General features: G+C 47.2%; 24 protein-coding genes. 13 read left to right on the top strand and 11 right to left on the bottom strand.

Going from position 1 to position 26207, the window contains the following annotated elements; genetic code table 11:
* The first annotated feature begins 1 nt into the window (after nucleotide 1).
* Nucleotides 2-739: a DUF6563 family protein gene (locus GRF55_RS02130; protein ID WP_220368921.1), complete on the top strand. Its 738-nt coding sequence runs from the start codon at nucleotides 2-4 to the stop codon at nucleotides 737-739.
* 287 nt (nucleotides 740-1026) lie between these two features.
* On the opposite strand, the gene mutY is transcribed toward GRF55_RS02130, so the two are convergent.
* Complete coding sequence (gene mutY, locus GRF55_RS02125) at nucleotides 1027-2064, bottom strand: A/G-specific adenine glycosylase (RefSeq protein ID WP_370626753.1); 1038 nt, start codon at nucleotides 2062-2064, stop codon at nucleotides 1027-1029.
* Nucleotides 2065-2253: 189 nt separating this feature from the next.
* Here mutY and GRF55_RS02120 point away from each other — a divergent pair, with 189 nt between their 5' ends.
* Nucleotides 2254-2502 (top strand): GlsB/YeaQ/YmgE family stress response membrane protein, encoded by a 249-nt coding sequence (locus GRF55_RS02120; RefSeq protein WP_220368919.1) that lies wholly within the window; start codon nucleotides 2254-2256, stop codon nucleotides 2500-2502.
* A 46-nt stretch (nucleotides 2503-2548) separates the two neighbouring features.
* Here the strand turns inward: GRF55_RS02120 and GRF55_RS02115 are convergent, their stop codons facing one another.
* Entirely contained in the window at nucleotides 2549-3004 is a 456-nt protein-coding gene (locus tag GRF55_RS02115) for a hypothetical protein (protein ID WP_220368918.1), read from the bottom strand.
* Between the two features lie 263 nt (nucleotides 3005-3267).
* Here GRF55_RS02115 and hutI point away from each other — a divergent pair, with 263 nt between their 5' ends.
* From hutI to GRF55_RS02100, 3 genes are all read left to right on the top strand, one after another.
* Entirely contained in the window at nucleotides 3268-4524 is a 1257-nt protein-coding gene (gene hutI, locus GRF55_RS02110) for an imidazolonepropionase (protein WP_220368917.1), read from the top strand.
* Nucleotides 4525-4553: 29 nt separating this feature from the next.
* On the top strand, nucleotides 4554-5453 hold the full coding sequence (locus tag GRF55_RS02105) for a diaminopimelate dehydrogenase (protein ID WP_220368916.1): 900 nt from the start codon (nucleotides 4554-4556) through the stop codon (nucleotides 5451-5453).
* A gap of 105 nt (nucleotides 5454-5558) precedes the next feature.
* Nucleotides 5559-5954, top strand: a complete 396-nt coding sequence (locus GRF55_RS02100; RefSeq protein WP_220368915.1) for an FMN-binding protein — start codon at nucleotides 5559-5561, stop codon at nucleotides 5952-5954.
* Between the two features lie 113 nt (nucleotides 5955-6067).
* On the opposite strand, the gene GRF55_RS02095 is transcribed toward GRF55_RS02100, so the two are convergent.
* From GRF55_RS02095 to GRF55_RS02055, 9 genes are all read right to left on the bottom strand, one after another.
* Complete coding sequence (locus tag GRF55_RS02095; protein ID WP_220368914.1) at nucleotides 6068-8098, bottom strand: TonB-dependent receptor; 2031 nt, start codon at nucleotides 8096-8098, stop codon at nucleotides 6068-6070.
* Nucleotides 8099-8196: 98 nt separating this feature from the next.
* On the bottom strand, nucleotides 8197-8895 hold the full coding sequence (locus GRF55_RS02090) for a helix-turn-helix domain-containing protein (protein WP_220368913.1): 699 nt from the start codon (nucleotides 8893-8895) through the stop codon (nucleotides 8197-8199).
* Between the two features lie 103 nt (nucleotides 8896-8998).
* Nucleotides 8999-10399, bottom strand: coding sequence for an aminopeptidase C (locus GRF55_RS02085; RefSeq protein ID WP_220368912.1), 1401 nt, complete (start codon nucleotides 10397-10399; stop codon nucleotides 8999-9001).
* A gap of 557 nt (nucleotides 10400-10956) precedes the next feature.
* On the bottom strand, nucleotides 10957-11202 hold the full coding sequence (locus tag GRF55_RS02080; RefSeq protein ID WP_220368911.1) for a hypothetical protein: 246 nt from the start codon (nucleotides 11200-11202) through the stop codon (nucleotides 10957-10959).
* Nucleotides 11199-13103 (bottom strand): hypothetical protein, encoded by a 1905-nt coding sequence (locus GRF55_RS02075; protein WP_220368910.1) that lies wholly within the window; start codon nucleotides 13101-13103, stop codon nucleotides 11199-11201. Before GRF55_RS02075 ends, GRF55_RS02080 begins: the two co-directional genes overlap by 4 nt.
* Before the next feature lie 918 nt (nucleotides 13104-14021).
* Complete coding sequence (locus tag GRF55_RS02070) at nucleotides 14022-14993, bottom strand: GIN domain-containing protein (RefSeq protein WP_220368909.1); 972 nt, start codon at nucleotides 14991-14993, stop codon at nucleotides 14022-14024.
* Nucleotides 14994-14998: 5 nt separating this feature from the next.
* A complete protein-coding gene (locus GRF55_RS02065) occupies nucleotides 14999-15400 on the bottom strand; it encodes a DUF5024 domain-containing protein (protein ID WP_220368908.1) in 402 nt (133 codons plus the stop codon).
* A gap of 13 nt (nucleotides 15401-15413) precedes the next feature.
* On the bottom strand, nucleotides 15414-15974 hold the full coding sequence (locus tag GRF55_RS02060) for a hypothetical protein (RefSeq protein ID WP_220368907.1): 561 nt from the start codon (nucleotides 15972-15974) through the stop codon (nucleotides 15414-15416).
* Between the two features lie 8 nt (nucleotides 15975-15982).
* Nucleotides 15983-16462, bottom strand: coding sequence for an RNA polymerase sigma factor (locus GRF55_RS02055; RefSeq protein WP_220368906.1), 480 nt, complete (start codon nucleotides 16460-16462; stop codon nucleotides 15983-15985).
* Between the two features lie 383 nt (nucleotides 16463-16845).
* Between GRF55_RS02055 and GRF55_RS02050 the strand changes: the two genes are divergently transcribed.
* The 8 genes from GRF55_RS02050 to dnaG all read left to right on the top strand — a co-directional run bounded on the left by GRF55_RS02050 (nucleotide 16846) and on the right by dnaG (nucleotide 25976).
* On the top strand, nucleotides 16846-18378 hold the full coding sequence (locus tag GRF55_RS02050; protein ID WP_220368905.1) for a site-specific integrase: 1533 nt from the start codon (nucleotides 16846-16848) through the stop codon (nucleotides 18376-18378).
* A 74-nt stretch (nucleotides 18379-18452) separates the two neighbouring features.
* Entirely contained in the window at nucleotides 18453-19976 is a 1524-nt protein-coding gene (locus tag GRF55_RS02045; protein ID WP_220369587.1) for an ATP-binding protein, read from the top strand.
* 10 nt (nucleotides 19977-19986) lie between these two features.
* A complete protein-coding gene (locus tag GRF55_RS02040; RefSeq protein WP_220368904.1) occupies nucleotides 19987-20637 on the top strand; it encodes a hypothetical protein in 651 nt (216 codons plus the stop codon).
* Nucleotides 20634-21026: a hypothetical protein gene (locus tag GRF55_RS02035; protein WP_220368903.1), complete on the top strand. Its 393-nt coding sequence runs from the start codon at nucleotides 20634-20636 to the stop codon at nucleotides 21024-21026. Before GRF55_RS02040 ends, GRF55_RS02035 begins: the two co-directional genes overlap by 4 nt.
* A 188-nt stretch (nucleotides 21027-21214) precedes the next feature.
* Entirely contained in the window at nucleotides 21215-21628 is a 414-nt protein-coding gene (locus GRF55_RS02030) for an AlpA family transcriptional regulator (RefSeq protein ID WP_220368902.1), read from the top strand.
* Between the two features lie 25 nt (nucleotides 21629-21653).
* Nucleotides 21654-22304, top strand: a complete 651-nt coding sequence (locus tag GRF55_RS02025) for a ParA family protein (protein ID WP_220368901.1) — start codon at nucleotides 21654-21656, stop codon at nucleotides 22302-22304.
* Nucleotides 22305-22307: 3 nt separating this feature from the next.
* The gene (locus GRF55_RS02020; RefSeq protein ID WP_220368900.1) at nucleotides 22308-22664 is read left to right on the top strand and encodes a hypothetical protein; all 357 of its coding nucleotides are present in this window, start codon (nucleotides 22308-22310) and stop codon (nucleotides 22662-22664) included.
* Nucleotides 22665-22724: 60 nt separating this feature from the next.
* The gene (gene dnaG, locus GRF55_RS02015; RefSeq protein ID WP_220368899.1) at nucleotides 22725-25976 is read left to right on the top strand and encodes a DNA primase; all 3252 of its coding nucleotides are present in this window, start codon (nucleotides 22725-22727) and stop codon (nucleotides 25974-25976) included.
* Nucleotides 25977-26207: the final 231 nt, after the last annotated feature.

The following is a 26207-nucleotide window of genomic DNA, read 5'->3' as shown; positions in this document are numbered from 1 at the left end:
CATGAAAACACGAATCATTTTTCTTCTGACACTTATCTCATGCATCGTACATGCACAGGAAAACGGAGGATGGACAAAACCGCAAATCAACTATGACTCCCTCACAACGGCATTCAAGGAAAGATATAAGAAACCAGCCAAGTATTGCACCTCCTATTCCGCCTTCAAAAACAATCTGTGGATAGAGACAGAAGCAATCACCCTGCAGGACTTTGAGGGTGAAAAGAATATCATAGACCAATGTGACCAATTCCGCTTCAAGGCAGACTCCAAAGAACTTGAGAAGACAATGAAAAACAAAGCCCTCGTTGTGCTGTTCGGCGATTCCCTCTATTTCAACTGCAAGAGAGGAACCAACAATACGAGGTTAAGGTATCGGCAGGGATATGTCAGGGCATATCGATACAAACAATATGGGTTGTGCATCCCAAATACGATAGAGAAAATCCGATACAACCAAATGAACACAACATTATCTGCCTATGCATTAAATTTTGGACTCATCGGCGGACTACTTGCCGGTGCAATAATGGGAGCATTCTATGACCATGACTGCGTATTATACATGAATGAAGAAAATGAGCTGTTAAAGAAAATAGATGCTAAAATGCTGGAATCCCTATTGTCCGACAATCCCGAAGAGTTAGAAGAATACAAATCACTGAAAAGAAAACAAAAGAATTCGGCAATAGTCGTGATGTATTATCTCAGGAAGATGGATTTGATACGTCCCAATTAACGAATGAGAGAATGCAGTTTCGTCAGACCGGTGATGAGCGAGTGCCTCCTTTTTCGCACGCTTTGTGAAAACAAAAAAAGAACTATCTCCAACAAGTAGGGGCGGATTGGTGTATCAGCCCGAAAAGTCTCTCTAACCAAATTCAGTGAAATTGGTGACCAAATTCACTGAATTTGATGAGTAAATTCACTGAATTTGATTTCCGAGAACTAAACTTTTTGACTACCAAACGGTAGATTCTATTGACTCGAAAATGGCATTTGCGGCAGAAAAAAATCATGCCGTTGCTACAGGGAATTTCCCTTCCGATATGTCGAGAGTGTTTCCAACAACAGTTCCATCAGGCGCGGCTTGGCATAATCGTCGAATGCCGACTCGGGAATCCACACATACTCGTCGGGCAACGGCAGACGCTCCGGCAGTTCCAACAGGTAGAAATCGGCTATGAGAATGCGGTGGGTGAGCACGTGGTGCACGCCTTTTTTCAGTAAAATGGCGCATTCTGTGGGATAGATGCCCGACGATGTCAGCACGCTCCTCCCCTCTTCCACCACCGGCACTTCCCAAAGTCCCTGCCAGATATCGCCCGACGGGCGGCGACGGATGGCAATTTCGCCCTTACACATTATATATATATAAGACAGGTGGCGCGTTTTTATTTTCGTCTTGCGCAACTTCACGGGCAATTCCGCCACCCGCTTGCTGTGCAGTGCTTCGCAGGTTTCGACGAACGGGCACGACGCACACTGCGGCGACGAGGGGGTACACCACGTCGCTCCGAAGTCCATCATCGCCTGATTGAAATCGGCTGCCTGCCGTTCGGGCAAGAGTGATTGCGCCAGTTCAGCAAAGAGCCGCTTTCCATGCGTGGTGTTGATGGGGGTATCGATGCCGAAGTGGCGAGCGAGCACCCGATAGGCGTTGCCATCGACGGCAGCCACGGGCAGATTGAAAGCAAACGAGCCGATGGCTGCTGCCGTATAGTCGCCCACCCCTTTCAGGCTCCGCAGCCCTTCATAGGTCTGCGGGAATCCGCCTTCCGACACCACCTGACGCGCAGCCGCATGCAGGTTTCGCGCCCTGCTGTAATAGCCCAGCCCTTGCCACAGGCGCAACACATCGTCTTCCGTAGCCGCTGCCAACGCCTCCACCGAGGGAAAACGCTGCATGAACCGCTCCCAATAGGGCAGTCCCTGTTCGATGCGCGTCTGCTGCAAGATAATCTCGCTCAGCCAGATGGCATATGGATTGCTGTCCGCCCGCCACGGGAGGCTGCGACCATGCTGCTCATACCAGCGCAGAAGCGTTGCTGTGAAAGGAGGCATATTCATCATCTTCGATATCCCATTCGTTCATGCAAAGGTAATGAAAATTTCCCTTAACAAACGCATTTCCACGTTTGGAACGCCTGTTTTTTGTTTCAAAAATATTAAAATCCACCCATAGGCTGCTGCTGTCCAACCAATTTTATTATCTTTGCAGCGATGTTTCAAACCATTTAATTAAAAGAAATTATGGGTATTGTTGGTTCTATTATCATAGGAATCCTCGCCGGTTGGTTGGCAGGCAAACTGATGCGCGGCGGTGGCTACGGATGTGTCATCAACCTGCTGTTGGGTCTCGTCGGCGGTTTCGTCGGCGGACGGCTCTTTGGTCTGCTGGGTATTCAGGTTAATCCGTCGTGGATTGGCGAGCTGGGAACGGCGGTCGTTGGTGCCATTGTCCTGCTGGGAATCGCCTCCCTTTTCAACAAGAAGAAGTAAACTGTTGCACTGATTTTACGAAAAGTGAAGTGAGTGAGACCGGGCGTCAAGGCGTCAGGTCCCATTCGCGCAATAGTTCTTGTGCCTGTCTGTAGTGTTTGCGGTCGCGCCGCCAACGACGGTCGAGCAACCGTCCGAAATCGAATTCCAATCCCTTCATGATGGGTTGGTTTCTCATATTGTCATGCGCCCGCTGCATACTCTTTTTCAGGTCAGGATTGATGCCCATCACGACCACTTCGCCCAACTGGTAACGCCTTGCCAGCATATACATCGTATCAGTAAGTTCGACAAACGCCAGTCTTTCCTTCGAATAATTCATGTGGGTGAACGTGATGTAGCGGAATGACAAGGGAATCTCCACCTGCCCGACATAGTTCGTGCGGCGCACCAGAGCGCTGTCCACCCGCACCGTCACATCCTTAATCGGGAGATGCGTCTCGAGGTCGAGCACGGTTATCTTGCGCTGTCCGTATATCAGAACGCAAGCAAACAAAAACATTACTAATAAAAAATATCTCCGCATATATTAGTCTTTACGCACTGCAAAAGTAATGTTTTATTTCTAACTGGAAGAAAAAGGCAACCGCCATTAAACTGAATTAATAAAAAACAACGTTTATTTGGCGATTTCACCTTTTTACTTTTTTACTCCAGAGTTCCCAGCCCCCAAAAACACCCAGCCCTCCCAGCCATAACTCTTTTTGAAGTACTTTTGCTGCTGATTACAAAAAAATATGTACTTTTGCAGAAAAACAAGCGAATATGAGTAAAACACTAATCAAGAATATCGGGACACTGGCGGGAATACTGCCTGCCGGAAAGAAACGCCTGTGCGGAGAAGAGATGGCTCATCTGGAAACCATCTCCAACGCATGGCTCACCATCGAAGACGGACGCATCAAGGATTTCGGAGAAGCGACGAACGGCAAATGCGAAGCGGCAAATGGCGAATATGACACGACCATCGATGCACAAGGCGGCACGGTGCTGCCGTCGTTCTGCGACTCTCACACACACATCGTCTATGCCGGAAGCCGCGAGGGAGAGTTCGTTGACAAGATTCGGGGACTGTCCTACGAAGACATTGCCCGCCGAGGTGGAGGCATCCTCAACTCTGCCGACCGGCTGCACGAACTGAGTGAGGAGGAGTTGTACGGACAAGCCATGCGCCGCGTGAACGAAATCATTCATAAGGGAACGGGCTGCGTGGAAATCAAAAGCGGATACGGACTGACACTCGAAGACGAACTGAAGATGCTGCGCGTCATACGCCGCATCAAGGAGACGTCGCCCATCGAAGTGCGCGCCACCTTCCTCGGCGCACATGCCGTAGGACGGGCATACGCCGGCAGACAGGCTGAATACGTGGAGCATATCATCCGCGACATGCTGCCTGCCGTGGCTGCTGAAGGACTTGCCGATTTCATCGATGTATTTTGCGACCGTGGCTTCTTCACTCCCGAGGAGACATCACAACTGCTCGAAGCTGGTGCCAAATACGGTTTGCGGGCAAAGATCCACGGACAGGAACTCGCCGATTCGGGCGGCGTAGAGGTGGCAGTCAAACACGGTGCCCTCTCCGTCGATCACCTCGAAGCGATGACCGACCGCGACATCGAACTGTTCCGGCAGAGCAACACCATGCCGACGGCACTCCCCGGCACATCGTTCTTCCTCAACATGCCATTCGCACCGGCACGAAAGATGATTGATGCAGGACTCGCCGTGGCAACAGCCAGCGACTACAACCCTGGCTCCACCCCATCGGGCGACATGAAGTTCATCGTGTCACTGGCGTGCATCAAGATGCGCCTTATGCCTGCCGAAGCCATCAATGCTGCCACCATCAACACGGCAGCAGCAATGGACGTCAGCAACGACTTCGGAAGCATCACACGCGGCAAGGTCGCCAACCTCATCGTGACAGAGCCCATCCCGTCCATCGACTTCATCCCCTACGCTTACACGATGCCCATCATCCGGCGCGTCATCCTGAGAGGTAAGGAAATCAAAGAATAATCACAAAACTACAAAAACCAAATAAAACCATGAAGAAAATCAGAGCAGCCGTCGTGGGTTACGGCAACATCGGACGCTTCGCACTGCAAGCGCTGGAAGCAGCCGACGACTTTGAGGTGGCGGGCATCGTGCGCCGTCACGGAGCAGAAAACAAGCCACAGGAACTCGCCCGCTACGACGTGGTGAGCGATATCCGCGAACTGAAAGACGTGGACGTAGCAATATTGGCAACGCCGACACGCTCATGCGAGGAGTATGCACAGCAGATTCTGCCGCTCGGCATCAACACCGTGGACTCGTTCGACATACATACGGAAATCAGCGGCTACCGCCAACGAATGGACGAACTATGCAAAAAGACCGGCAGGGTGAGCGTCATCGCTGCCGGATGGGACCCGGGCAGCGACTCCGTGGTGCGCACACTCATTGAGAGCCTTGCGCCGAAAGGTCTGTCATACACCAATTTCGGACCGGGCATGTCGATGGGACACAGCGTCTGTGTCCGCTCGAAAGAAGGCGTAAGGGAAGCGCTCTCCGTGACGATTCCCCTCGGCGAAGGCATCCATCGCCGCATGGTGTATGTGGAACTGGAAGAAGGCGCACGGCTGGAAGATGTGGAGAAAGCCATCAAGGCAGACCCCTATTTCGCACACGACGAGACACATGTGTTCCAAGTGGAAGACGTAGATAGCCTGCAAGATATGGGACACGGGGTCAATCTCGTGCGCAAAGGCGTGTCGGGACAGACACAAAACCAGCGTTTCGAGTTCAACATGAGCATCAACAATCCCGCCCTCACCGGACAGGTGCTCGTCAACGTGGCACGCGCCTCCATGCGACAGCAGCCGGGATGCTACACGATGATTGAGATTCCGGTCGTAGATCTGCTGCCCGGCGAACGCGAACAGTGGGTGAAACGACTGGTATAGAACTACTATAAAGTAGGTATTTTGAGGAGAGAAACCGGAATTTCTTTTCGGTTTCTCAAAAAAATGCTTACCTTCGCACCGGATAACAAATAAACTACGAAGACCATGAAAAAAGGAATTATCAGAACTTTTTCCCTCGCACTGACGGCAGTATTCTGCATGAGTGCGATGCCTGGGGACAACGTCATCACCAAGGAGGGAAAGACGACCATCATCAATACCACCACCATCGGTAAGAACATCGAAGGATATAACGGAGCAACGCCGCTGAAAATCTATATTGAGAAAAACAAAATCGTAAAGATTGAGGCACTCGCCAACGACGAGACTCCCAAATATTTCCATCGCGTGAAGAAAACCCTGCTCGACAAATGGAACGGCATGACGGTGAAAAAAGCTGTGAAAGCCAATGTGGACGTGGTGACAGGTGCCACCTACTCATCAGACGCTGTCATCAAAAACGTGCAGAAAGGCTTGAAATATTATATGGAGAAGAAATAAGAAAATGAGTATCGCTCCTTACAAATAGAGAAGACTCCCTCCCCTACTTTCCTGTAAGGGAGGGAGTTTTTGCATGGATTCCTATAGTGACATCTTGCCGTCGCCGACTTCGGTTACTTCAGGATTCCCGTGTCCGTGTCCTGATGGTTCATCGTGCGCTGCACTTCCCGGTATTTCTTTCCCGACGACAGCGTCCATGAGAAGTTCAGCGTGAACATGTTTCCGAAATCAGCCTGACGCGTCCACACATCCTTTTTCACATATTGGCTGACCACCTCCGTCCTTGCTGAAAGTGGATGGGCACTGAAAAGATGTTGTGCGTAGAGAGAGACGGTGAGCCGCTTCATGCGATACGATGCCGTGAAATACCACGCCGGAGCCTGATGACCCCGATGTTCACCCTCCATGAAATTCCAACCGTTGTCGGCGTAAGCCCCGAGTGTCCACCTGCCGAGATAGGCGTTCATGCCGACACCGCCATTGAACGACGTGTAGGTGTGTCGGTATCCGTCCCCGTTGTTGAAGAAACGATAGATGCCTCCATAGATGTTTAAGGAAAGATGTTCGGGTATCAAGTCCAGGCGGTTATTGCTTTGTATAAAGAAGAAGTTACAGGAATTGTCTGCACTGCTCTGTGTCTTGAAGAAGTGCCCGTTCTCCCGGATATATTTTTCCATGTTGCAATGTGCATTCAAGCGGTAGTATCCCTGCAGCTGTGCGGTCAGCCGTGGAGCAGAATAGGTCAGCGAAAGGCTGTGTGTTGTCCTGCGAACGGGGCGGATGGAAGGATTTCCAACGAGCGTTTCATAGGCATTCTGCTTGATGCTGACATCGCTCACGAGCGCTATCTGGGAAACATGCTGAGAGATTTCGAAGTCATATTTCACTTTCAGACGCTCTGCCAGCGGATAGGCTATTGAGAATTTCGGACGGAAGAGCCAAAAATGATAGCGGACGGCTGCCTGATGATAGCGTAGTCTGCTGGCGCCCAAGCCCACGAGATAGGTCCACTTGCCAAGATTTCCCTTCAACTGTCCGAACAGATAGGCTGTGGATGAATGCATGTGATTGACGGCATTCGTCGCCCCTTCATACACATTGTTTACATATCGCAGGGCATATTGCAAGCCGGCAGAGAGCGTGAACGGCTTCAGACGATTCTCATAGATGGTCTCTCCCCACAGCGCCCATGTCCTTCCGCGTGTGGCATACTGATAGGCGCCACCCTCATTGTTCTCCTCCTGACTGTTGGTGTATATGTGTGTACCGACGATATTGGCGGTCAAGGAAGCATGCCGCTTGAAAGTGTGTTGATAATAAATATCAAGCGAGGGAGAGAACATCCGCGAGAAATCATGCTCGGAATAGATGTCCGCATCGGTCTGCCAGGTGATGTGGGTATGGCTGGGACGAAGCAGATGGCTGGCATTCAGTTTCGCCTGGAACACATCATTGGAGTCTGTGAGGCTGTAGGAGAGCTGTCCGTTGTGGGCGAGACGGCTCCTCGAACCATCCAGAATCCGGCGGTGTACACGCGAGATGCTGCCCGTCTCCATTTCGTAAGCCGCCTGTTCGTCTTGCTCCATCCCTGTGTAGCGATAGTAGTCGAGCGTATAGGAAGCCCCGAACTCACTTTTCCGGTGATTGAACTTGCCATAAAGCGTCTCATTTCCATTGACCGCAGTAAGGGTGTTGGTCAAATCCGCTCCGATGATATAGCCGCCGAGCGACTTCTTCACAATCAGGTTGACGACATAGGCGACATCCTCTCCGTAGCGCAGCCCTGGGTTGTCGATATATTCCACGCGCCGCACATCATTGACGGTAAGGGCGAGCAGGTCTTCGCGCGTAGCGACAATATCGTTGATGCGCACCTGCACGCTCCCCGTATTTGACAGAGCCGTGACGGTGTGCATGACCGGGTCGATGCGAATATGCGGCAGCGTGAGTTTCGACAAGAGTGAGTAGCCGTTTGTTGACGCAGCCAACTGCTGCTGCGTGGGATAGATGGTTTGCCCGTCTATGCGCTGTACGACGCGGGCTCCCTTGACGGTAACTTCACTCAGGGTCTCCCCTTCTTTCACTTCCTGTGCCACGGCTGAAATGCCAACCGAGAGCATCATGATAAACAAAAATCTCTTCATACTTGTCTTGCCTTTTTGGTGCAAAAGTATGAAGAGTGTTTCTGACGGTCGAAAAAAATGCCTGACAATTGTCTGACATCTTACTGACAACGAGCCATCTACTTGATTTTCAACTCGTAAGCACGTCCTCTGTCAACCTCTATTTTCAGGTCAGAATGCTGTTCAACGACCGATTTCAATCGTCGGATGAGTGTATAGAGTGTCTCGCTGGCATCTTCTTTTTTAGGCCAAAGTGCCTCACAAATCTCTGTTTTTGTCAGCCGGTGAGACGGTACACGGAAGAACATCTCCATCAACTGTTGCTGCATGGGGGTGAGATTCACACGATTGCCTTCCGCATCATAAAACCTGCCATCGGCTTCTGACAGCCCCAGTCCGCCATAGCAACAGACGGGTTGGAAAGCCGACGACACATCTTTCCGCCGCCTATAGAAGCAATAGAAGCCCCAGAGCATGGCTGCCGCCCACAAAATTGAGGCTGGACGCTGGTCGGAAAGTGAAAAAACGGTGCCTGCCGAGCACTTGGCATAGCAACGGAAGTCCTGCTGACGGGTATCGACCGCCAGTTCCGCTTTCCCTTTGAGCTGCTCCAGGAGCAGGTTGTTGTTGAACAACTGTATCGTGTCGGCACTGATGACGTTGCTCTGCTGCTCTTTCAACGTCAGCGCCAAGGCTCGCTCCATGTCACGGGTGACCAACGAGCGGGTTGACTGATAGCTCTGAAAACTGGTCGCGCCCGATGCCAATATGAGTAAGAACAGTACGATGACTGAGTATTTCTGCTTCATCATTTTCATATCAAGATGCCTTATAATTCCGTCACAAACAGCCTCTGCAGGTTGAAATTTACGAAAGCGGACGAGTATCAGCCCATCCGCTTTCGTGTGATATACCTATTTATTAATTGTCTTCTGAGAAGAGAGGATCGTCGTGTGTCAGCATGGTGGGTTTCTGCTGATACATCTTCATGATGTTCTCGGGAACGTACTTGTTGTCAACCACGAGGCGGAACATGTACTCGCGGAACCACTGTGCCGACATAATCATGCAGCCACCCTGTCCGGAGTTGGGTCCCCAAGAGTTCTCCACTTTCCATTTTTTCGGGTTGCCGTTGGCATCGAGGTCCACGGCGGTGAGCGTCATGGCGTGAGTAGAACCGCTGTCGAACGTAGCGATGCGCTGTGCCTTGTCCATCTTGAAAGTGGTGTTGAAGAGCGTTCCGTAGTCGTAGAGGTTCACGTCGCCGTAACCCTTCTGACGGTCTGACTGCTTACCCACGTCGTAAGAGCTGTAGAGCTTGGTGTTGTCCTTGATGGATGCGATGGCGAGCTTCTCGATTTCTTCCATCGGCAGGTTGAGATATTTCCAGTTGTGTCCGTCATATACGTGGCGGTCCAGATCCACCTCGTAGGTCTTGTAATACTCATGGCGCGGGTCGTTCATAACCATGATGAACGTGCCGTTGATTGGTCCGCCAACCACTTCTTTATAAAAGCTCTGCGGGGTGTAGGTCTTTGTTTCTGTGACGGTCTGTCCCTTCTTGTTCTTGAAAGCATATTTGAACTCCTTCACCGGCTCGCCGAGCGTCAGCGCAAGCATCTTATAGATTTCGCCGAGCATCTCGGTCTTACGCGTCTTGATGGCAGCCGCCTTCTTGCCGCCGTTCACCATGTCGCGCAGCTCAAGTCCGAACTCACGGAGTTTGGACGAGATGAGCGAACGCATTTTTGAAGTGTTTTCTGCAGAGAAAGTCTCTGGCTGTGCGCTCATCGGCACCAGACCATATTTGTCTGCCAAGTCTGCCACGCCACAGAATGTACCACCGTCTCCTATTGGATGGTGGAAGAAGAACTGCACGTCAGGATTGTCAAGCGGTTTCTTTGCCGTCTCAATAGCTCCCTGAAGCATCAGGTTCGATTTTTCGAGCTGGTCATAGAAGAACAAGTAGTCATGAGAAAACTCCACGTTGATGCTATCATTGTGTTTCTTCGCAAATTTTGAACGGAGCATGTTAAAGCCTGAGAACATCCAGCAACGTCCACTACTTTTCTGGTTATGGAAATTCTGCTTCGTTGTTTCATGGCTGAAATAAGTATCAAAACCTTGTGCATCAAAATTCTTGGCAAGGTTGTCGATAGAGTTGGATGCAAGGGCATTGAAAACAGCCTTATTGGCACTGCCGCCTCCTTGTTTCTGAATGTCACGGAGCATATCCTGCGAGATGCCACCGTCCTTCACTTGTGCTGTCATCGTAGCAGCAACTGCCACGAACAGGCTCAAAAAAAACGCTTTTCTTTTCATAAGTTTGTATTTAGTTAGATAATAAATGGTCATCGACAAAGAGCGCATTTCCGTTCCGTCCGGCATCAGGCTTGTCGCTGTCGGAACCCTATCAGCACGCGCTCCTGCTATTTTCTTTTTCAGAAGACAAAGTTATACATTTTTCCCGACTTTCCACAACATCTTAATGTTTTTTTTGTTTTGTCCTCTTTTTGCTCCCTCCGCCCCCCATTTGCCATCATGATGCCATTGCATATTTATGCACAAGCATCCGTTCCGAAGACCGAATCGTAAACAACTGTTTATCAATACCATAAGAAGTGCTTTCCAAAAGTTGAACTTTTGGAAAACGAAAGTTCAACCATATATTTATACGCTTCACCAAATGAAAAACAAGCAATAAAAAACGATAAACCGGATTAGAAAAATTAAGAATTAGAAACAATGGGAAAGACAGGAAAATCTGGAAATACAGAGAATCCCCAATCATAATCCTTAACTCTTAATGATACTAAAACGACGGCGGCAGAAGCAATGATTGCTCCTGCCGCCGTCGTTTTCTTGGGTCGGGTTATCGTTTATTTTTTCCCCTTCTTACCATAGTCACTGAAGTCTTCCCATACTTTGCGGACATTGTACGTAATCCCGAACGGATTCTCCACGTCGTATTCCCAACTGCCAAGGTCACTGTCGTCCTCCTCATAGCCGTTCTCCTTTCCGAGCATATTACCCGTTGCGGTTTTTCCGCTGAATTCCATCAAGTGATTTTCTGAAGCCAAAGGAACTGAGTCACACGTCGGCTTGATATATGCTTCGCGTTTCATCGTATTACCTCCTTTCTGCCTTTGTGAATGTAAACACCTTTCCAGCTTGGCTTGCCGCTGAGACGGCGACCGTCGAGCGAATACCACGCATCGTCGTCCGTGCTCACATTATTATTATTTACGTGGGTGATGCCCGTCGTCTCCGGATCGTTGAAGAAGAAGGTCGCACCCTTCGCACTGTTGCTGCCCCCAGCGTTTTTATAGGTCGTTTCCCTGATGAAGCAGCGGTGTGGGGCAGCTTTCGTTCCGGTGAAGGGCCAGAAGCCGATCACGCCGGTTCCTATCCCGCTTTCGAAGCCCAGGGAGAGTGCCCTGCGAGGACCGCCGAAATCGGTTTCTGTGCCTGCGCCTTCCAGCAGGTTGCCGCCTAATTCGGCAATTTTGTCACGTGTGGCTTGTAATTTATTCAGCTGCTCATCGGTATATACCTTTTCGTACATCACTGTATCCGCAGACCATCCTAAGAGTTTGTGTGTCCACACTTTCTGGAAGGCGTAGAGACCGGCTTGGCTGTCGGAGCGCACGAACATGGCGGTGCCGGCGGGAATGAGGGTGCCAGAGTCGCCGTCGCCGATTTGCTTCAGTTCCAACTGGTCATACGCATTGGCTGTTCCACCGCTGGTAATATCTGACTTGCTCCTGATGCCGGTGACTATCCATACCGTGGTGCCTGCAGGCACGACGGCGTCGTAGTCGAGCCAGAGCGTGCCGGAATAGTAGTTGATTTTATTCCCTTGCTTGGTGAGCGGATTGATGTACATGATGTACGGATAGGTCTTCACTTGCACCGTCATATACCGTAATGACTCGTTGGATGTACCTTCAAAATTCGGTCGGTGGTCATATTCATACGAAAAGGCACCATCCTTTTCGTAGAGGTCGAGGTCGGCTGTCGCGCCGTCTGCCACGCTTGCCACCTTGAAGTAGTTCTGCGTTCCGTCGTGCTGCAGCGCCTGGGTAGCTATCTCATTATTCAGCAGTTTCACGCTGTGTGGCTTGAGGCGGGTGCCATCGAACAGGGCATTCTGATCTACGGGCAAATTGAGGCGCACTTCGTCTCCGGAGCCGTTCTCCGCTGTGCCTTTCACCACCGTCAGGTCGGCTAAGGGCTTCTGCGGGCTGATTTCATAGTTTATGGTACCTGGAGGCGCTGTAACCGAATTAAGATCCAAAGACCAAAGCAGATTGTATGAGAGCAGTAAATTATCGAATTTAGTATGACTACCTGCATCTAAATGCTCCAGCAAATTATTCCTAAACTGAAAAGCTGACACATAGTCTGGGACACGACTCATATCAATCTTCCGAATCGTATTGGTTGGATTAAAAGTTCCGTCATCCACATTGGCACGGTCTTTACGAATGTATGACCCGCCATTGCAATATATACCTGCAGTTCTACTAGTAACAGTAGGTGCCTTAAAACGAGTGTAAAATTTCTCAAGACTGGTTATCTTATTCCGGTGGAGGTGCAATTGGTCAAACTTGATGTTGTCGCCCAGGATGATACTGTCTTCGGTCAAAAATGCAGATTGCACATTCAATTCGACAAACTTATCGGTAGGACTGGAGTCATATACCGTTAATTTTTTTATCTTTGTCCCCCATACGACAATCCTGATCAACTTATGATTCTTTTGCAATTCCAACTCTTCCAAATTTGCCAAAATGTTTAAGCCTTTAGCAATGCTATTATGGTTATAATAAAACTCTTTGTAGGTGTCGGATAGGTCTGCTGCAATGATAATTTTCTTTGCATTTCTCAAGGCAGTAACATCCTTGACGGTAAACCTGCCCGCACTCGCTCCTGACATTGTTGTTGTCAGATACGTCGAGGCGTTAGATGCTTTGATCGTTACCGTCTGCGCCTGCATGCACAGCGGCATGAGCGCCAACAACATAATTTGTAATAATTTTTCATCATTTTATTGTTTTTAGTTTGTTATTATTTACTTTTCGCTACATCTTGTCACATTTTATGACAAAATCTTCGCAAATGTAAAAAAATAATTTCGTCCGTGGGAATTTTTATTCAATTATCTTCTCTTTTTTGAATACTTTTTAACTATTGTGTTTATTTTATTAAATATAATTAACTATAACAATAAAAACAAACTCCCCTCTTTGCCCGTTCAGCACCCTGCCAAGGCTGTATATTTATGCGAGGGGTGAAGCGTTGGAAACCGATTTGTAAACGCCTGTGTTTCAGTGTATTAAGAATGCGTTTCCAAAAGTGCCACTTTCGCACTCCAAAAGGGGAACTTTTAGGAGCTGAAAGGGGAACTTTTGCAAGCTAAAAGTCCAACTTTTGGAAAACGAAAGTTCAACTGCATATTTTTGCGCTTCGCTAAATGACAAATGATAAATGAAAAATGATAAATCCGATTAAGGATTTTTAAGAATTTTGGAGGCTGGGAATTCTGGGATCACTAAAGTAATCATAATTCTTAATTTTTAATTCTTAATTCAAACATGGTACATTGTAGGGGCGGACCCGTTCGTCTGGATTTGCAATCCAGACGCATTTGCTATAAGGATTTATAATCCGATTAATACGCATTCCACCTCGGCGGAAATATTATTTGCTGTCGGATTGCAAATCCGACAAAACGGAAATAGTGCTGGATTGCAAATCCAGCACAACGAGAGCAATGGGAATCATGAAGAGGCTGGGGCTGGGAGCAATGGGAAGCCTGGGAGCACTAATCATAATTCTTAATTTTTAATTCTTAATTCTTAATTCAAACATGGCGCATCGTAGGGGCGGATCGATGTATCCGCCCGCATGTTTATTTCCTATTACAAGGGCAGTTCGGCAATCAGAACTTGTTCAGTCCCTTCGTGTTGATTTTCGATATGCCCGACGACGAAATCTCCGTTTTGTCTGCCGTACCACTGATAGTCATCACGAACTGACCGCTCGTTTTCGCGTTTATCTCCGTACAGTCACACTTCACATCAAGCGTGCCGACTCCGCTGTTTTTGAACGTAGCCGCACCGCCTTCCAATGCCAGATTGCCTTTGCACGAACCGCTATTCGACATATTAAACACGCTGGACACTACCGACAGCCTGATGACTGAAGCACCGCTGTTTTTCAGGTCGCAGTTTGCCGCCTTCACATCGCTTTTGAACGTGCCTTGCCCTGAGTTTTGCAATCTGTACGAAGTGCCTTTCACGACATTTCCCTCGAAATGGCAGGCACCGCTGTTTTTCATCGTCACATCGCCCGTCGAACTGACGTTGAAGTGCATCTTGGCACTTCCCGAATTGTTCGCGGCAAAGGAGGTGCAGCCGATTGTCGCTGCCTTGATGCTCATATATCCCGAATTGCTCAAGGTGAATGCTTCAGACGTAAGACCTTCCGTCGAAAAAACGAGCGAGCCGCTGTTTTTCAACGCATTAAGGCTGGGTGCCGTAATGACTATCTCGACCATGTCGTTCCACATGGGATTTTTCTTTTTAGAGCCCAACACAAGCGTTCCGTTTTCCACTTTCACGTCAAGCAGCTCCATCAGGGATTCCGCACCTGTGGCACGGATGCTGTAATCACGACCTTGCCTGAATTCAATCTTCACGCCGACGCTGTTCCTGATGCCTGTAAAATCACGCAAACCGTAGGTGCGGGAGATGCGCTTCGCCTCCTGTTTGTCTTTTTTGTCAAACCCCACTGCTATCGTACCAACACCATTCTCTACGGTATAGACATCGTCTTTGCCATTGGTGGCGCACGAACTCAGGTTAACCATGAAGATGGCTGCCATTGCCAGTTGAATAGTCTTTCTTTTCATACTCCTTATTTTTTAGTTATAGATTTGATGATAATTGTTACTTTTCCACCTATGTAAGCACGTGGATCGCTCCGACGCTGAAGCATATAAATGCGTCGGAAACCGTTCTTCTCACATGTGAGCACGACTGTGCTTTCTCCGTTTTTAATGCTGGTCTGCACATTAGCCGTTGATTTCTCCCGTTCAAAAGCCCTTACAAAGGGAGTTATCTGCTGGCTCTTCACTTCCAACACGTTGACAACCTTGACAACCTTTCGCGTCTGGGGGTCCCGCTCTACCGCAGAAGTAAATACGGAAGGACCGCTCGTAGAATATTCTTCCACCAGACGGTCAATGCTGTTCTGCGCTTGTGCAGGAAAGGCAAAAGCCATCCACATCAAAATTCCGATTAAATGTCCTTTTTTCATTGTTCGTTATCATTTATTCGTTTAATAATCTTTTCATTTCAGCCCGCTGAACGGGATCATCGAATGCGCCGAGCAAATCCCTTTCCGCCTCCTGTACAAACGTGCGTCCGCCAAATTGTTTCTCCAGACGGTCGGCAGAGGCGAGTACCTGCTCCAAATGTGTACGAATCTCTGTCAAATCGTCAATCCGTTTGCCGTCAACAATCATGTAGCTGCCACCGTATTGCGCCGCCAACGCATCACGCTCGCGCACATCTGCCATGTATTTCGTTCCAAACGTCAACGTCAAAACAACTGCTATCACCGCAGCAACCTTCCACCACCAGGGCTTTGAAGTCTTGTCCCCACTAACCTCCAAGGGCACTTCCGCAGCAACGCTTGCCGGCGTTCCTTCTTCTGACAGGCTTTCCGGTGTCTCCAATGCAGAGAAATCCAGAAATATCTCACGCATCGGTTCCAGTTCTTCATCCACATCTCCTGCACGGAAATAAGCATAGATAGCCTGCTCTTCACCGAGAGTCGTCTCGCCCTCGAAGAACCGCTCAATCAGGAGTTTCATCCTCTTTGTACTCATATTGGCATTCATCGCTTCCCTTTCATTAAATATTGGTTTCTCACTGCTTGCCGAGCGCGACTCAAAATCTTTCTTACGGCAATCTCACTGCTATTCGTCAGCTCTGCTATCTCTTGCATCTGCATCCCTTCCATGTGGCGAAGGCGAAGCAATAGGCGCTGCTTCTCGGGTAAGGCATCGATGATGTCCAACACACGCTCAACCCGTTCTTCACCCATATCAACCTCATCAGTATCCCGGACATCGGTATTTGCCAAAGGAGAGCATGGTTTCTGATGCCGGAGATAACTGACACAGAGGTTTCTGACAATGACTTTCGCCAACGGTTCGACAGGCATTCGCAAATCCTTGTGCATCCGCCAAAGGCGGAGCAACGCATCCTGGACAACATCCTCTGCCACAAATTCATCGGCAACATAATGAATTGCGGTTTTGATGAGCACAGGGCGCAGCAGCTGCATTTCCGTATTGAACCCGTCGGTTGTCATTCGCTTTTTTCCGTTCTTTTAATCAACTTCTTTAACTATAATACGCATAAGAACGAATTTTGTGACAGAAAAAACGCACTTTTTTATTTCCACCCGCTGCCACCTCATCACTTATGCCCAACAAAAAAGAGGAGTGAAACCCTGCGGCTTCACTCCTCTTGTCGGGATTACTGCCCTACTTCCATTGAAATCTATTTTATCGAATGAATATTCATTTCTTTTCATGTCGTTTTATATCAGTAAGTTACACCATTTTTAGCATTTCACTCAAAAGCAGAAAATCACGCCAATTTTTAATTATCACGCCAAAAATACGCCAAAAATTCCTTGGTGTAACCAAATAGATATTGTACCTTTGCACCAGAATTCAAAACTTAAGAATAATGGCACAGATAGAATTAAGGATATCAAGCAAGGTACAGAAAGAAACGGGAATGTGTGAAGTTCTTATTCGATTCTTTCAGGGCTCCAAGTTCAATCTTAGAGCAAAGAGTGGTGTTTTTGTTTCACCTGAATATTTCGAGTATTACATTGATAGACCAAAGACTGAAAGCCTTGGCGTTAAGGTCCCAGGTAATCTGCTTACTATCACGGAGGATAAGGCAAAAAAGAGCCATTATGCACTCCGGCAAAGTGGCATCATCGTTATCAAGCAACGTTTGGAGACACCTGAAGTAAAATACCATCGGGAACAATCTGACCGTCTTGATAATCTTAGGAAAACAATCATAGAGGCATATGATAACAATAAAGAAGCCAATCTTACAAGCGACTGGCTGCAATTGGTTATTGATCGTTTTATGCATCCTGACAAATATATTGTCAAAACAGAAAACAAGAAAACATTCTATGAATTGGCCGAAGAGTACATCGAGAAACGCCACTTGGCATACACCCACGCTAAGGTCTTTCGGGTATTGATGAGAGAGGTCGCAAGATACGAAGGCTTTATACGTGCTACAGACTATAATCGAAGCAATTTCACTTTCGATATTGATACCGTTACGAAAAGCGACATAGAAGATTTCATCGACTACCTCCGTCATGAATACACACTATCTACGGAACATAAAGATCTCTTCAAAAAACTGCTTTCAGAATATCCTGCAAGCGTGACGAAAGGCAACTGCAAACTGGAAGACAGGGGTGAGAACACTGTTATTAAAGGCGCTAAGCGACTGAAATCCCTATTCCATTGGTTCTACGAAGAGGAATATACGAAGAATCGTCCTTTCGACGGTATAAACCTTGGGACAGAAAAGGTTGGAACTCCTTATTATATTACCATAGAGGAAAGAAACAAGATAGCAGAGACTGACTTTGTCGCAGCCTACGAGAACATGTCAGAGGAAGAAAGAAAAGGTATTGACAAGACCAACCTTGCAGGCTATGGTATACAAAGAGACATTTTTATCTTCCAATGCTTTGTTGGTTGCCGTGTTGGAGATTTGCTTACGTTAGGGCCTGGTAACATAATAGATGGCATTCTTGTATATACCCCACATAAAACGAAAGACAATGGCGAACAAGCCATGCAAGCCAGAATTCCTTTGCATCCTAAAGCTATGGAACTGGTAAAGAAGTATGAAGGATGTAATAAGAATGGTTTACTCTTCCCATTCATCACAGCTCAGAAATATAACATTGCCATCAAAAAGATCTTCAAATTGGCTGGTATTACTCGCAATGTTATTATCCGTAACGCTAAGACTGGTGAAAACGAACTGGTTCCTATTGACACCGTTGCTTCAAGTCATTTGGCCCGTCGTACCTTTATCGGAAATGCTTATTTCAAAGTGAGCGATCCTAACCTGATTGGAAAAATGAGTGGTCATGTAGATGGTTCAAGAGCTTTCAAGCGTTATCGAAACATAGAAGATGAAACACTTAAGAGCGTCATTGACTTGATAGGATAACTTATACTAATGGTTAACTATATATAATAAGGTATATTAATTTGAAGATTTTATTGTAACTTTGCACACAAATGATGACAATTGAAGAAATAAGGACAGGGAAAGAAGGTCAGACGTTTGACCTGAAGAGCATACAGATCGACCCGAAAGCACTGGCAATCCCAATTGTGGCGATGGCCAATGCAGACGGTGGTATGCTGGCAATTGGTATTTCTGACAAAACAAGAAAGATAGAAGGTGTGAACCAACATACTGCTAAGTTGAATGAGCTGCTTCGTGTGCCGTTTGATTTCTGCAACCCGTCCATTCCAGTCAGTTGTCGATATATGGATTGCACTGACGACGAAGGCAATCCCAATCGTATTCTGCTGATGGATATTCCCGCCAGTCAGTTCCTGCACACAAATCAGGCTGACGAAGCCTATATCCGTGTGGGCGACAAGAGCCGCAAACTGACATTTGACGAACGGATGCAACTGATGTACGACAAAGGTGAACGCTCTTATGAAGATACAGCTGTGTATGGCGCAACTATTGATGACATCGATATGGATGCCGTTGCTGAATATGCCAAACTGGTAGGTTACGGGAAGTCACCGCTTGAATACCTGCGAGAGAATAACGGTTTTGTAACGACCAACAAGAAGGGTGAGGAAGATGTCAGCGTTGCCTGTATCCTGCTTTTCGGCAAGAATCCTCAGAAGTTCTTCCCTCGCAGTCGTACTCGTTTCATTCGTTATGAAGGTGTTGACGAGAAAGTTGGTGCTGAGATGAACGTCATCAAGGATGTCATCTTTGAGGGAACCATCTTGAATCAAGTCAGGAAAACTATTGAGTTCATTGAGACTCAGGTACGTGAGCACACCTTCTTGGGACAGCACGGACAATTTGTTACCCGTCGCGACTATCCTGAATTCGTCATCCAAGAGATGGTAGTCAATGCCTGTTGCCACAGAGCCCACAATATCAAAGGAACTGAGATACAGATCAAGATGTTCGATGACCGACTGGTATTTGAATCGCCAGGCAAGTTGCCAGGACAGGTAAAACCCAGCAACATCCGTAACACCCACTTCTCGCGTAATCCGAAGATTGCTGCATTCCTGAAAGCCTATCACTACGTGAAGGAATTTGGTGAGGGCATGGATCGTATCTGTCGGGAACAGGAAGCCAATGGTGCCCAAGCTCCGTCTTTCCGAACAGATGACTTCATCTTGAAGATTACTGTGCCCAAGGTTACAGAAACGTCACAGAAAACGAAAAGAGGCCAAGCTGTAGAGTTACCAGATAATTCTCATGGGTTAACAGAAAAGTTACCAGAAAATGAGAATAAGTTACCAGAAAAGTTACCAGATAGCCGTCCTGGGTTGATCGAAAAGTTAATTGAAAAGGCAAAACTGAATGGCGACAAGTTGACAGAAAACAGGATTACAATGTTGCGTTTGATGATTGAGAACCCCTATGTCTCTAAATCAGAAATCGCAACGGTGTTAGGGGTTAGTTATACTGCGGTCGGTAGCAATATTAATTATCTGCGTGGCAAATACCTTCGTCGTGTTGGCCCAGACAAAGGCGGTTTTTGGGAGATAATTGTATAGACATAAGACTATGAATAATAGAATCCAGGATACGGTTTCAGGATTACAAGTCATTAACGAACTATTAAAGAAATACGTTCGGGAAGGTGCTCTTTGCCTTGAAGAGAAAAAGACTATATGGGAAACCTATAAAAATATTAAGGATACGAATTCATTAATAGAGGATGCAGAACAAAAAGCTCATAATGATATTGATGGATTATATTCTGATGCATGCTTGTTATACACAGAATCAAAGGAATGTACTGAGATACTCAAATCCAATGCTGTTGTGTTTTCTTCTTTTGAGGGAGAGACGGTCTATAAATGGATTGTTGCCCCATATGAGAAATCATGGAGAACTGAAAGTGAAAAGGCAAATGAGCTATGGAGAAAATATTCAGGTCTCAGTAATCGTCTTGACAGCATGTTCTATGGTGGATGCTCAGAAGAAGAAATCAAGAAGGTTGAAGAAGAGTGCGACGCTACAAATGAGCAATACAAAGCCTTAAAGAAAAAGTATGAGCACCTTTACGATGAATATATTGAAGCGCGTAACAAATGGATTGGTCTTATTAGTTTTGACCTTATGCTATTGGATGTTCTTGCTAATAAATTAGCGGTAGTAAGCCAATGCATCATGAATGACATAACGATAATCAAGAAGGAGGGTGGCGTATGACAAGATTATTAAAGGAAACCACCAAAGAACTTGATTTAATCGATCCTGCTATTTGCACCTTCGTTTGGAGAGTTTGCAATAATATGCTTTTTGAGGAAATCAGATGTACTGACTTCATTTTGTTAATGAATCTCAGGGAACCAATACCACGAATAAGAAAAAGAAATCGTGAAGATGGCCGCATTTGTTATATGATATGTGAACTCTCAAAACATATCTATAGAAAGAATCTTACTGAGCATTGGATTAATACTATCCTTGAAAAATTCAACATTGCTCGTGATACTTACGACCACCATCATTATATCAATTCGAATTCAAGTAAAGCCAATATTGAGTTTGCTTCTGACATACAAACAGCCATTAAAAATGGCCTGAACCAAGGATAAACAGAATCAAATTCCCGATTGTTTCCAACGATTCCCGAATTTAAGGAAAATTAGCAATCTCAAATTCCGTATGCCGCTGTCTTTCAGTCGCATACGGAATCGTTTTATTTTCAAGGTTTCCAGCGATTCCCGAATACTACCAATCTAAAGGGCTACCTTTGCAGCCAGAATTTTTAATTCAATTAGATATGATTAAAGATAATATTTTTGCAAAGGATGCCAACCAGGTTGGCTACTTTGAACCAAGTGAAGAAAGTGAGTTGTTTGCAAAGCGACTCGTGTCTGCAATCTCTAAGGGCGGTGACCACATCTCCCTTACTCTTACAGGGAAAGGTGCCATTGCCTTTGCCCGTGAACTCTCTGAGCGACTTCTGGCTGAAAAATCTCAAAAAGCTGAGAGTAATGTTGACAACCAAGAAGAACTGATTCCAAAAAGCGAGGTCATGAAGATGCTGTCGGTTAGTTCTACGACTCTCTGGCTTTGGAACAACAACAAATACCTCCCGCAGATCAATATCGGCCGAAAGGTATTCTATCGCGCAGAGGATATTCAGAAGCTACGCAGAGGAAATACCAATGAAGATTCCGGTAGTAGTATATAAATGTATAGTATAAAATCATAATCTCATGAGTAAAATTATTCTTTTCTCGAATATCAAGGGCGGTGTGGGTAAGACCACGCTATGCGCCCACTTTGCGGAGTACCTTTCTATGAAGGGAGTCCCTGTTGTAGCCGTGGATGCCGATATTCAGGCATCTTTGTCCAGACATCGTGAGCGTGAGGTGGAAGCAGACCCGGGGCAGACTGTGCCCTGGGCCATCACCCGCCTCAATACACTTGATAGTAAGATAGTAAAAGCGGCTATGAATGAATATAAAGAACAAGACGGCATTGTATTGATTGACTGCCCTGGCAATCTCAACGACAATAACCTCTCCATCCTCTATTCGATAGCCGACCTTATTGTCATTCCCATGTCCTACGATGTAGATACCATTGATGCGACAGGCATCTTTGTTTCCGTCATCAGCCAGAAGTCATCTGCCAGCTTGGTTTTCCTGCCCAACCGCATCAACACCACAGAAGGCAAGGCACATGAGCGTGAAATGAGAGATGAAACCATCTCTGTTCTTGGCCGGCTTGGAACGGTCACGCCGAGAGTCAAGCAGAGCGTGGTCATCAAGCGATACTCCACACTCTACCCTCTTGACAAATACCAGTATGCTGCCGTTGAGCATGCTTTTGACAGAATCATTGAAATCATCAATCAACTATAAGACATGGAACAGAAAAAAGTTATAAACCCGCTGCTTTCAAAGAACGTCAACGGAATCTCTCTTGCGGAGAGTGTCACAAAGATAACAGGTGTAAACGCTGAATCCAATGGTAATGCTGCAGCCTTCCGTAAGGAAAAGTCCGACTGGCATGCCGTTGGTTGGAAGAAGTTCACCGAAGGACTGGAGGACTATACTGGTGTTAAGGGGCAGGGTGCTGCTGTATGGCTACCCACAGAGGTTAAGAAACAGATAGAGCAACTTCGTGCTAACTCGGAGCGAAACATCCCTATCCGTGCTCTGGCAGCGGCTATGATAGTAGCCTTTATGGAGGAACACAGGAAGGAACTCAGTAGCCTTTAATCCTTATACCATTATATAATATAAAGTAACGCTTATATAATACAAAAGTGATTTTCTATTATGATTGATAAGAAATACATTGACAAGGTTCTTGACGAGGTTGATCTGGCAGAAGTGGTGTCTGACTATGGTGTCAAGCTTCAGCTCAAAGGCCATACCGCAAAAGGATGCTGCCCTTTCCATCAGGAGGACACACCCTCGTTCCACATTGACACGGCCAAGAACCTATACCACTGTTTCGGATGTGGCAAGGGTGGCAACGTCATCAACTTTGTGATGGAACAGGACGGTCTCACTTTTCCCCTTGCTGTCAAGAAACTGCTGAAGGAGAAATTGCATATTGACTTGTCTGACTCAGATCTCCAGTCCACACCCGAAGAGGAAGAGCGATACAAGAAACTGGAGTCCATGCGCATTATCAATGAAAGGCTTTGCGCATTCTTCTGCCAGGAAATAGGGAAGGAAACACCAGATGCCAAGTCAGCAAATGCATATATGCTCAGCAGATGGAACGAAGAGTATTGCAAGGAGAAGCATATCGGCTATGCTCCTGACAATTGGACATCGGTTATCGACTATGCAAAGAAAGAAGGCCTTAGTTTGGAACTGATGCAGGAAATGGGTATTCTGAAACTGAGTGAGAAGACACACTCCGTCTACTGCGTCTATCGTAACCGCATCATGATTCCCATCCGTGACAGATATTCCCATATCGAGGGATTTACGGCAAGGGCGATAGACGACAAGTCGGATTGTAAGTATCTCAATTCTGCCGACAGCGATTTGTATTGCAAGTCCCGTTCTATCTTTGGAATCGACACTGCCATCAAGAAAGCACGGGGAGACAGAAAGCTGTACTTAGTAGAGGGGGCACCTGATGTGATGAAGCTACAGTCAGTTGGTATCTTCAATGCCATAGCCTCCCTTGGTGGCTCATGGACAGTCAATCAGTTCCAGAAACTGAAAGACTATCGCTTACAGGATTGCACGCTCTGTTTTATGCCAGACTCTGATATTCCCAAGGGCGGGGAAAAACTCGGTGCGGGTTTTTGTAACGTTATCCGTAACGGAGCCCTTGCTATGCAGCAGGGTTTTACCGTCAGCGTCAAGGAGATTCCCAATGACCTCAGCGTAGAAAAACCAAAGAAGATAGACCCTGATGAGTTCTTCACTGACAAAGCCGATCTTGCCAAGTTGGAGGAACGCGAGTTCCTATTATGGGCATTTGAGAAACGGTTCAACAAAAACGGTACGACGGAGGAGAAACAGAAAGCCATCGACGAGACTTGTGAACTGCTCCTCTGTATCAAGGACGAAGCCATTCGGGAGCGATACATCACTGCTCTTGCGAGGATTGACGGCAACAAGACCATCTGGCGTCAGGCTCTCAATACCGCCATGAAGAAACGACAGAAGCAACTCTCCGAGAAGAACAACGAGGGCGACATTGACATGCTCCGTTCTTTTGGCTTTACCGTCCAGCATGGCTGTTATTATGGCTATAACCAGAAGGGAGAGGAGAAGCAATGGTCTAACTTCACTCTGAAGCCCCTGTTCCATGTCAAGGATGATATTCATCCCATCCGCTTGTTCGAAATATGCAACTCCGACGGACAAAAAGAGATTATCGAGCTGAATATGGAGGAATTCACCTCTTCCAAGAAACTGCGTCAGAAACTTGTCGGTATCGGCAACTATACATGGCTGGCAGATGACTCTTCACAAATCCAAATGATGCGCTATCTGGCCAAGGTGTCTGAAACCGCCGTGGAAATCAAACAACTTGGTTGGCAACAGCAGGGCTTTTACTGTTTCTGCAATGGTGCCTTGGAAGATGGTGTCTGGCATCCTGTAGATGACAAGGGCATCGTCAGGCTGGAGAAACGCAACTATTATCTTCCCGCCATGTCGCAGATTTACAAGGACTCTACGGAACTGTATTCCAATGAACGCAAATTCCGCCACCAGACCTATTCCAATATCTCCTTACACGACTATTTCTCCAAGATAGTCGATGTGTTTGGCGATAATGCGGTTATCAGCCTCTGCTTCTATATGGCTACGCTCTTCAAGGATGTCTATAAGCAGAAGTCACCTTCTTTCCCTATCCTCAACATCTTCGGCCCGAAGGGTTCTGGTAAGACCGAACTGGCTGAGACGATGATGGCTTTCTTCGTCGTGGGTAACGAGCCTCAGAATATTGAGACGGCCACCATTCCCGCACTGGCTGATGCCGTAGCCAGCGTCAGCAATGCCCTTGTCCATATCGACGAATACAAGAACGGTATCGACACCAAGAAGATTGAATGGCTCAAAGACCTCTGGGCATGCATCGGGCGCAGTCGTATGAACATGGACAAGGATAAGAAACGCGAACAGGCTAGGGTGGACTCTGGCATCATCCTCACAGGTCAGGAGATGCCGACTGCCGACATTGCCCTGTTTACGCGACTCATCTTCCTGGCCTACGACCGCGACCACCACAACCAGCAGGAGCGTGAACGCTTTGCTGAGTTGATGCAGCTGCGAATGTATGGTGCTACGCACATCACCATCCAACTCGTGAGTCTGCGCGACAAGTTCACGGAGCGATTCGAACTCGCCTGGGAAAAGGCAAAGACTGATGTCACCTTACATCCCAAGTGGAATCCAGAACTGAAAGACCGTATTGAGAACAACTGGCTTGTTCCCCTATCGGCATACCTTGCCCTACAAGGAAGCATCGAATTCCCGTTCACCTATAACCATCTGCTCGACCTCTGTATGGACGGACTGATCCGGCAGAACAAGCTGTGCAACCGCTCTGACGAAGTCTCGAACTTCTGGAGCCTTATTAGCTGTGCGCAGCAGAAGGGCGAACTCATTAACGAGAAGGATTATCTCATTAAGTCAAAGAGCCGACTGAAGACCAACAAAATGAGGGACGGCTATGAGTTTGGTGAGCCTCGTCAGATTCTGATGCTCAGGAAGAATACGGCATTCAATGTCTATCAGAAGATAGGTCGTGAAATGAACATCAGTACCCTGTCCAATGAGTCCATTGAGTATTATCTCCAGATTTCTCCGGAGTATCTGGGCGTGGCAACCTCTGCTGAGCGGTTCAAACGCATCAACTCCAACGGTCAGCCTGTGCAGAACTATGTGTTGGAGGGTGGAAAGCCCAAGTGCAAGATCATCACCGAGCAGGACCGCCCTCTCTGCTTTTGCTATACCGATGTTTGCGAGCATTACGGCATCAACCTGAGTACATTCCTCAGTGACTCACTTGATGACGAACCCACCGAAACAAAACAAGAAGAACTGCCGTTTTAAGCAATCCTCATGTCGCACTTGTCGCAACTTGCGCACAACTGATTTACAGGCACTTAGCAACCGTACCGCTTGTAGCATCGCCCTCGCATGCTGTCGCACTATAAGCCCAGACATATCGTTCTGTAGCTCTATTGTAGCTGTAATTATGGGTAGATATGATTGATACAACATCTCTTGCTCCCTATTAATCACTGGTTCTGATGATGGCGACAGGTGCGACAACCTGCGACA

Origin of the sequence: Prevotella sp. Rep29 (assembly GCF_019551475.1) — a bacterium.
GTDB lineage: Bacteria > Bacteroidota > Bacteroidia > Bacteroidales > Bacteroidaceae > Prevotella.
This window is presented reverse-complemented; position numbering and strand designations above follow the sequence as displayed.

Bases quoted from the DNA above. Each gene is read 5' to 3' on its own strand.
- GRF55_RS02055 (WP_220368906.1), bottom strand. From the start codon at position 16,462: ATGACAACCGACGGGTTCAATACGGAAATGCAGCTGCTGCGCCCTGTG.
- GRF55_RS02080 (WP_220368911.1), bottom strand. From the start codon at position 11,202: ATGAAACGCGAAGCATATATCAAGCCGACGTGTGACTCAGTTCCTTTG.
- GRF55_RS02095 (WP_220368914.1), bottom strand. From the start codon at position 8,098: ATGAAGAGATTTTTGTTTATCATGATGCTCTCGGTTGGCATTTCAGCC.
- GRF55_RS02070 (WP_220368909.1), bottom strand. From the start codon at position 14,993: ATGAAAAGAAAGACTATTCAACTGGCAATGGCAGCCATCTTCATGGTT.
- GRF55_RS02120 (WP_220368919.1), top strand. From the start codon at position 2,254: ATGGGTATTGTTGGTTCTATTATCATAGGAATCCTCGCCGGTTGGTTG.
- GRF55_RS02025 (WP_220368901.1), top strand. From the start codon at position 21,654: ATGAGTAAAATTATTCTTTTCTCGAATATCAAGGGCGGTGTGGGTAAG.
- GRF55_RS02130 (WP_220368921.1), top strand. From the start codon at position 2: ATGAAAACACGAATCATTTTTCTTCTGACACTTATCTCATGCATCGTA.
- GRF55_RS02020 (WP_220368900.1), top strand. From the start codon at position 22,308: ATGGAACAGAAAAAAGTTATAAACCCGCTGCTTTCAAAGAACGTCAAC.
- GRF55_RS02090 (WP_220368913.1), bottom strand. From the start codon at position 8,895: ATGAAAATGATGAAGCAGAAATACTCAGTCATCGTACTGTTCTTACTC.
- GRF55_RS02050 (WP_220368905.1), top strand. From the start codon at position 16,846: ATGGCACAGATAGAATTAAGGATATCAAGCAAGGTACAGAAAGAAACG.
- GRF55_RS02085 (WP_220368912.1), bottom strand. From the start codon at position 10,399: ATGAAAAGAAAAGCGTTTTTTTTGAGCCTGTTCGTGGCAGTTGCTGCT.
- GRF55_RS02030 (WP_220368902.1), top strand. From the start codon at position 21,215: ATGATTAAAGATAATATTTTTGCAAAGGATGCCAACCAGGTTGGCTAC.
- GRF55_RS02060 (WP_220368907.1), bottom strand. From the start codon at position 15,974: ATGAGTACAAAGAGGATGAAACTCCTGATTGAGCGGTTCTTCGAGGGC.
- GRF55_RS02100 (WP_220368915.1), top strand. From the start codon at position 5,559: ATGAAAAAAGGAATTATCAGAACTTTTTCCCTCGCACTGACGGCAGTA.
- GRF55_RS02065 (WP_220368908.1), bottom strand. From the start codon at position 15,400: ATGAAAAAAGGACATTTAATCGGAATTTTGATGTGGATGGCTTTTGCC.
- GRF55_RS02105 (WP_220368916.1), top strand. From the start codon at position 4,554: ATGAAGAAAATCAGAGCAGCCGTCGTGGGTTACGGCAACATCGGACGC.
- GRF55_RS02035 (WP_220368903.1), top strand. From the start codon at position 20,634: ATGACAAGATTATTAAAGGAAACCACCAAAGAACTTGATTTAATCGAT.
- GRF55_RS02115 (WP_220368918.1), bottom strand. From the start codon at position 3,004: ATGTTTTTGTTTGCTTGCGTTCTGATATACGGACAGCGCAAGATAACC.
- GRF55_RS02040 (WP_220368904.1), top strand. From the start codon at position 19,987: ATGAATAATAGAATCCAGGATACGGTTTCAGGATTACAAGTCATTAAC.
- dnaG (WP_220368899.1), top strand. From the start codon at position 22,725: ATGATTGATAAGAAATACATTGACAAGGTTCTTGACGAGGTTGATCTG.
- mutY (WP_370626753.1), bottom strand. From the start codon at position 2,064: ATGCCTCCTTTCACAGCAACGCTTCTGCGCTGGTATGAGCAGCATGGT.
- GRF55_RS02075 (WP_220368910.1), bottom strand. From the start codon at position 13,103: ATGTTGTTGGCGCTCATGCCGCTGTGCATGCAGGCGCAGACGGTAACG.
- GRF55_RS02045 (WP_220369587.1), top strand. From the start codon at position 18,453: ATGACAATTGAAGAAATAAGGACAGGGAAAGAAGGTCAGACGTTTGAC.
- hutI (WP_220368917.1), top strand. From the start codon at position 3,268: ATGAGTAAAACACTAATCAAGAATATCGGGACACTGGCGGGAATACTG.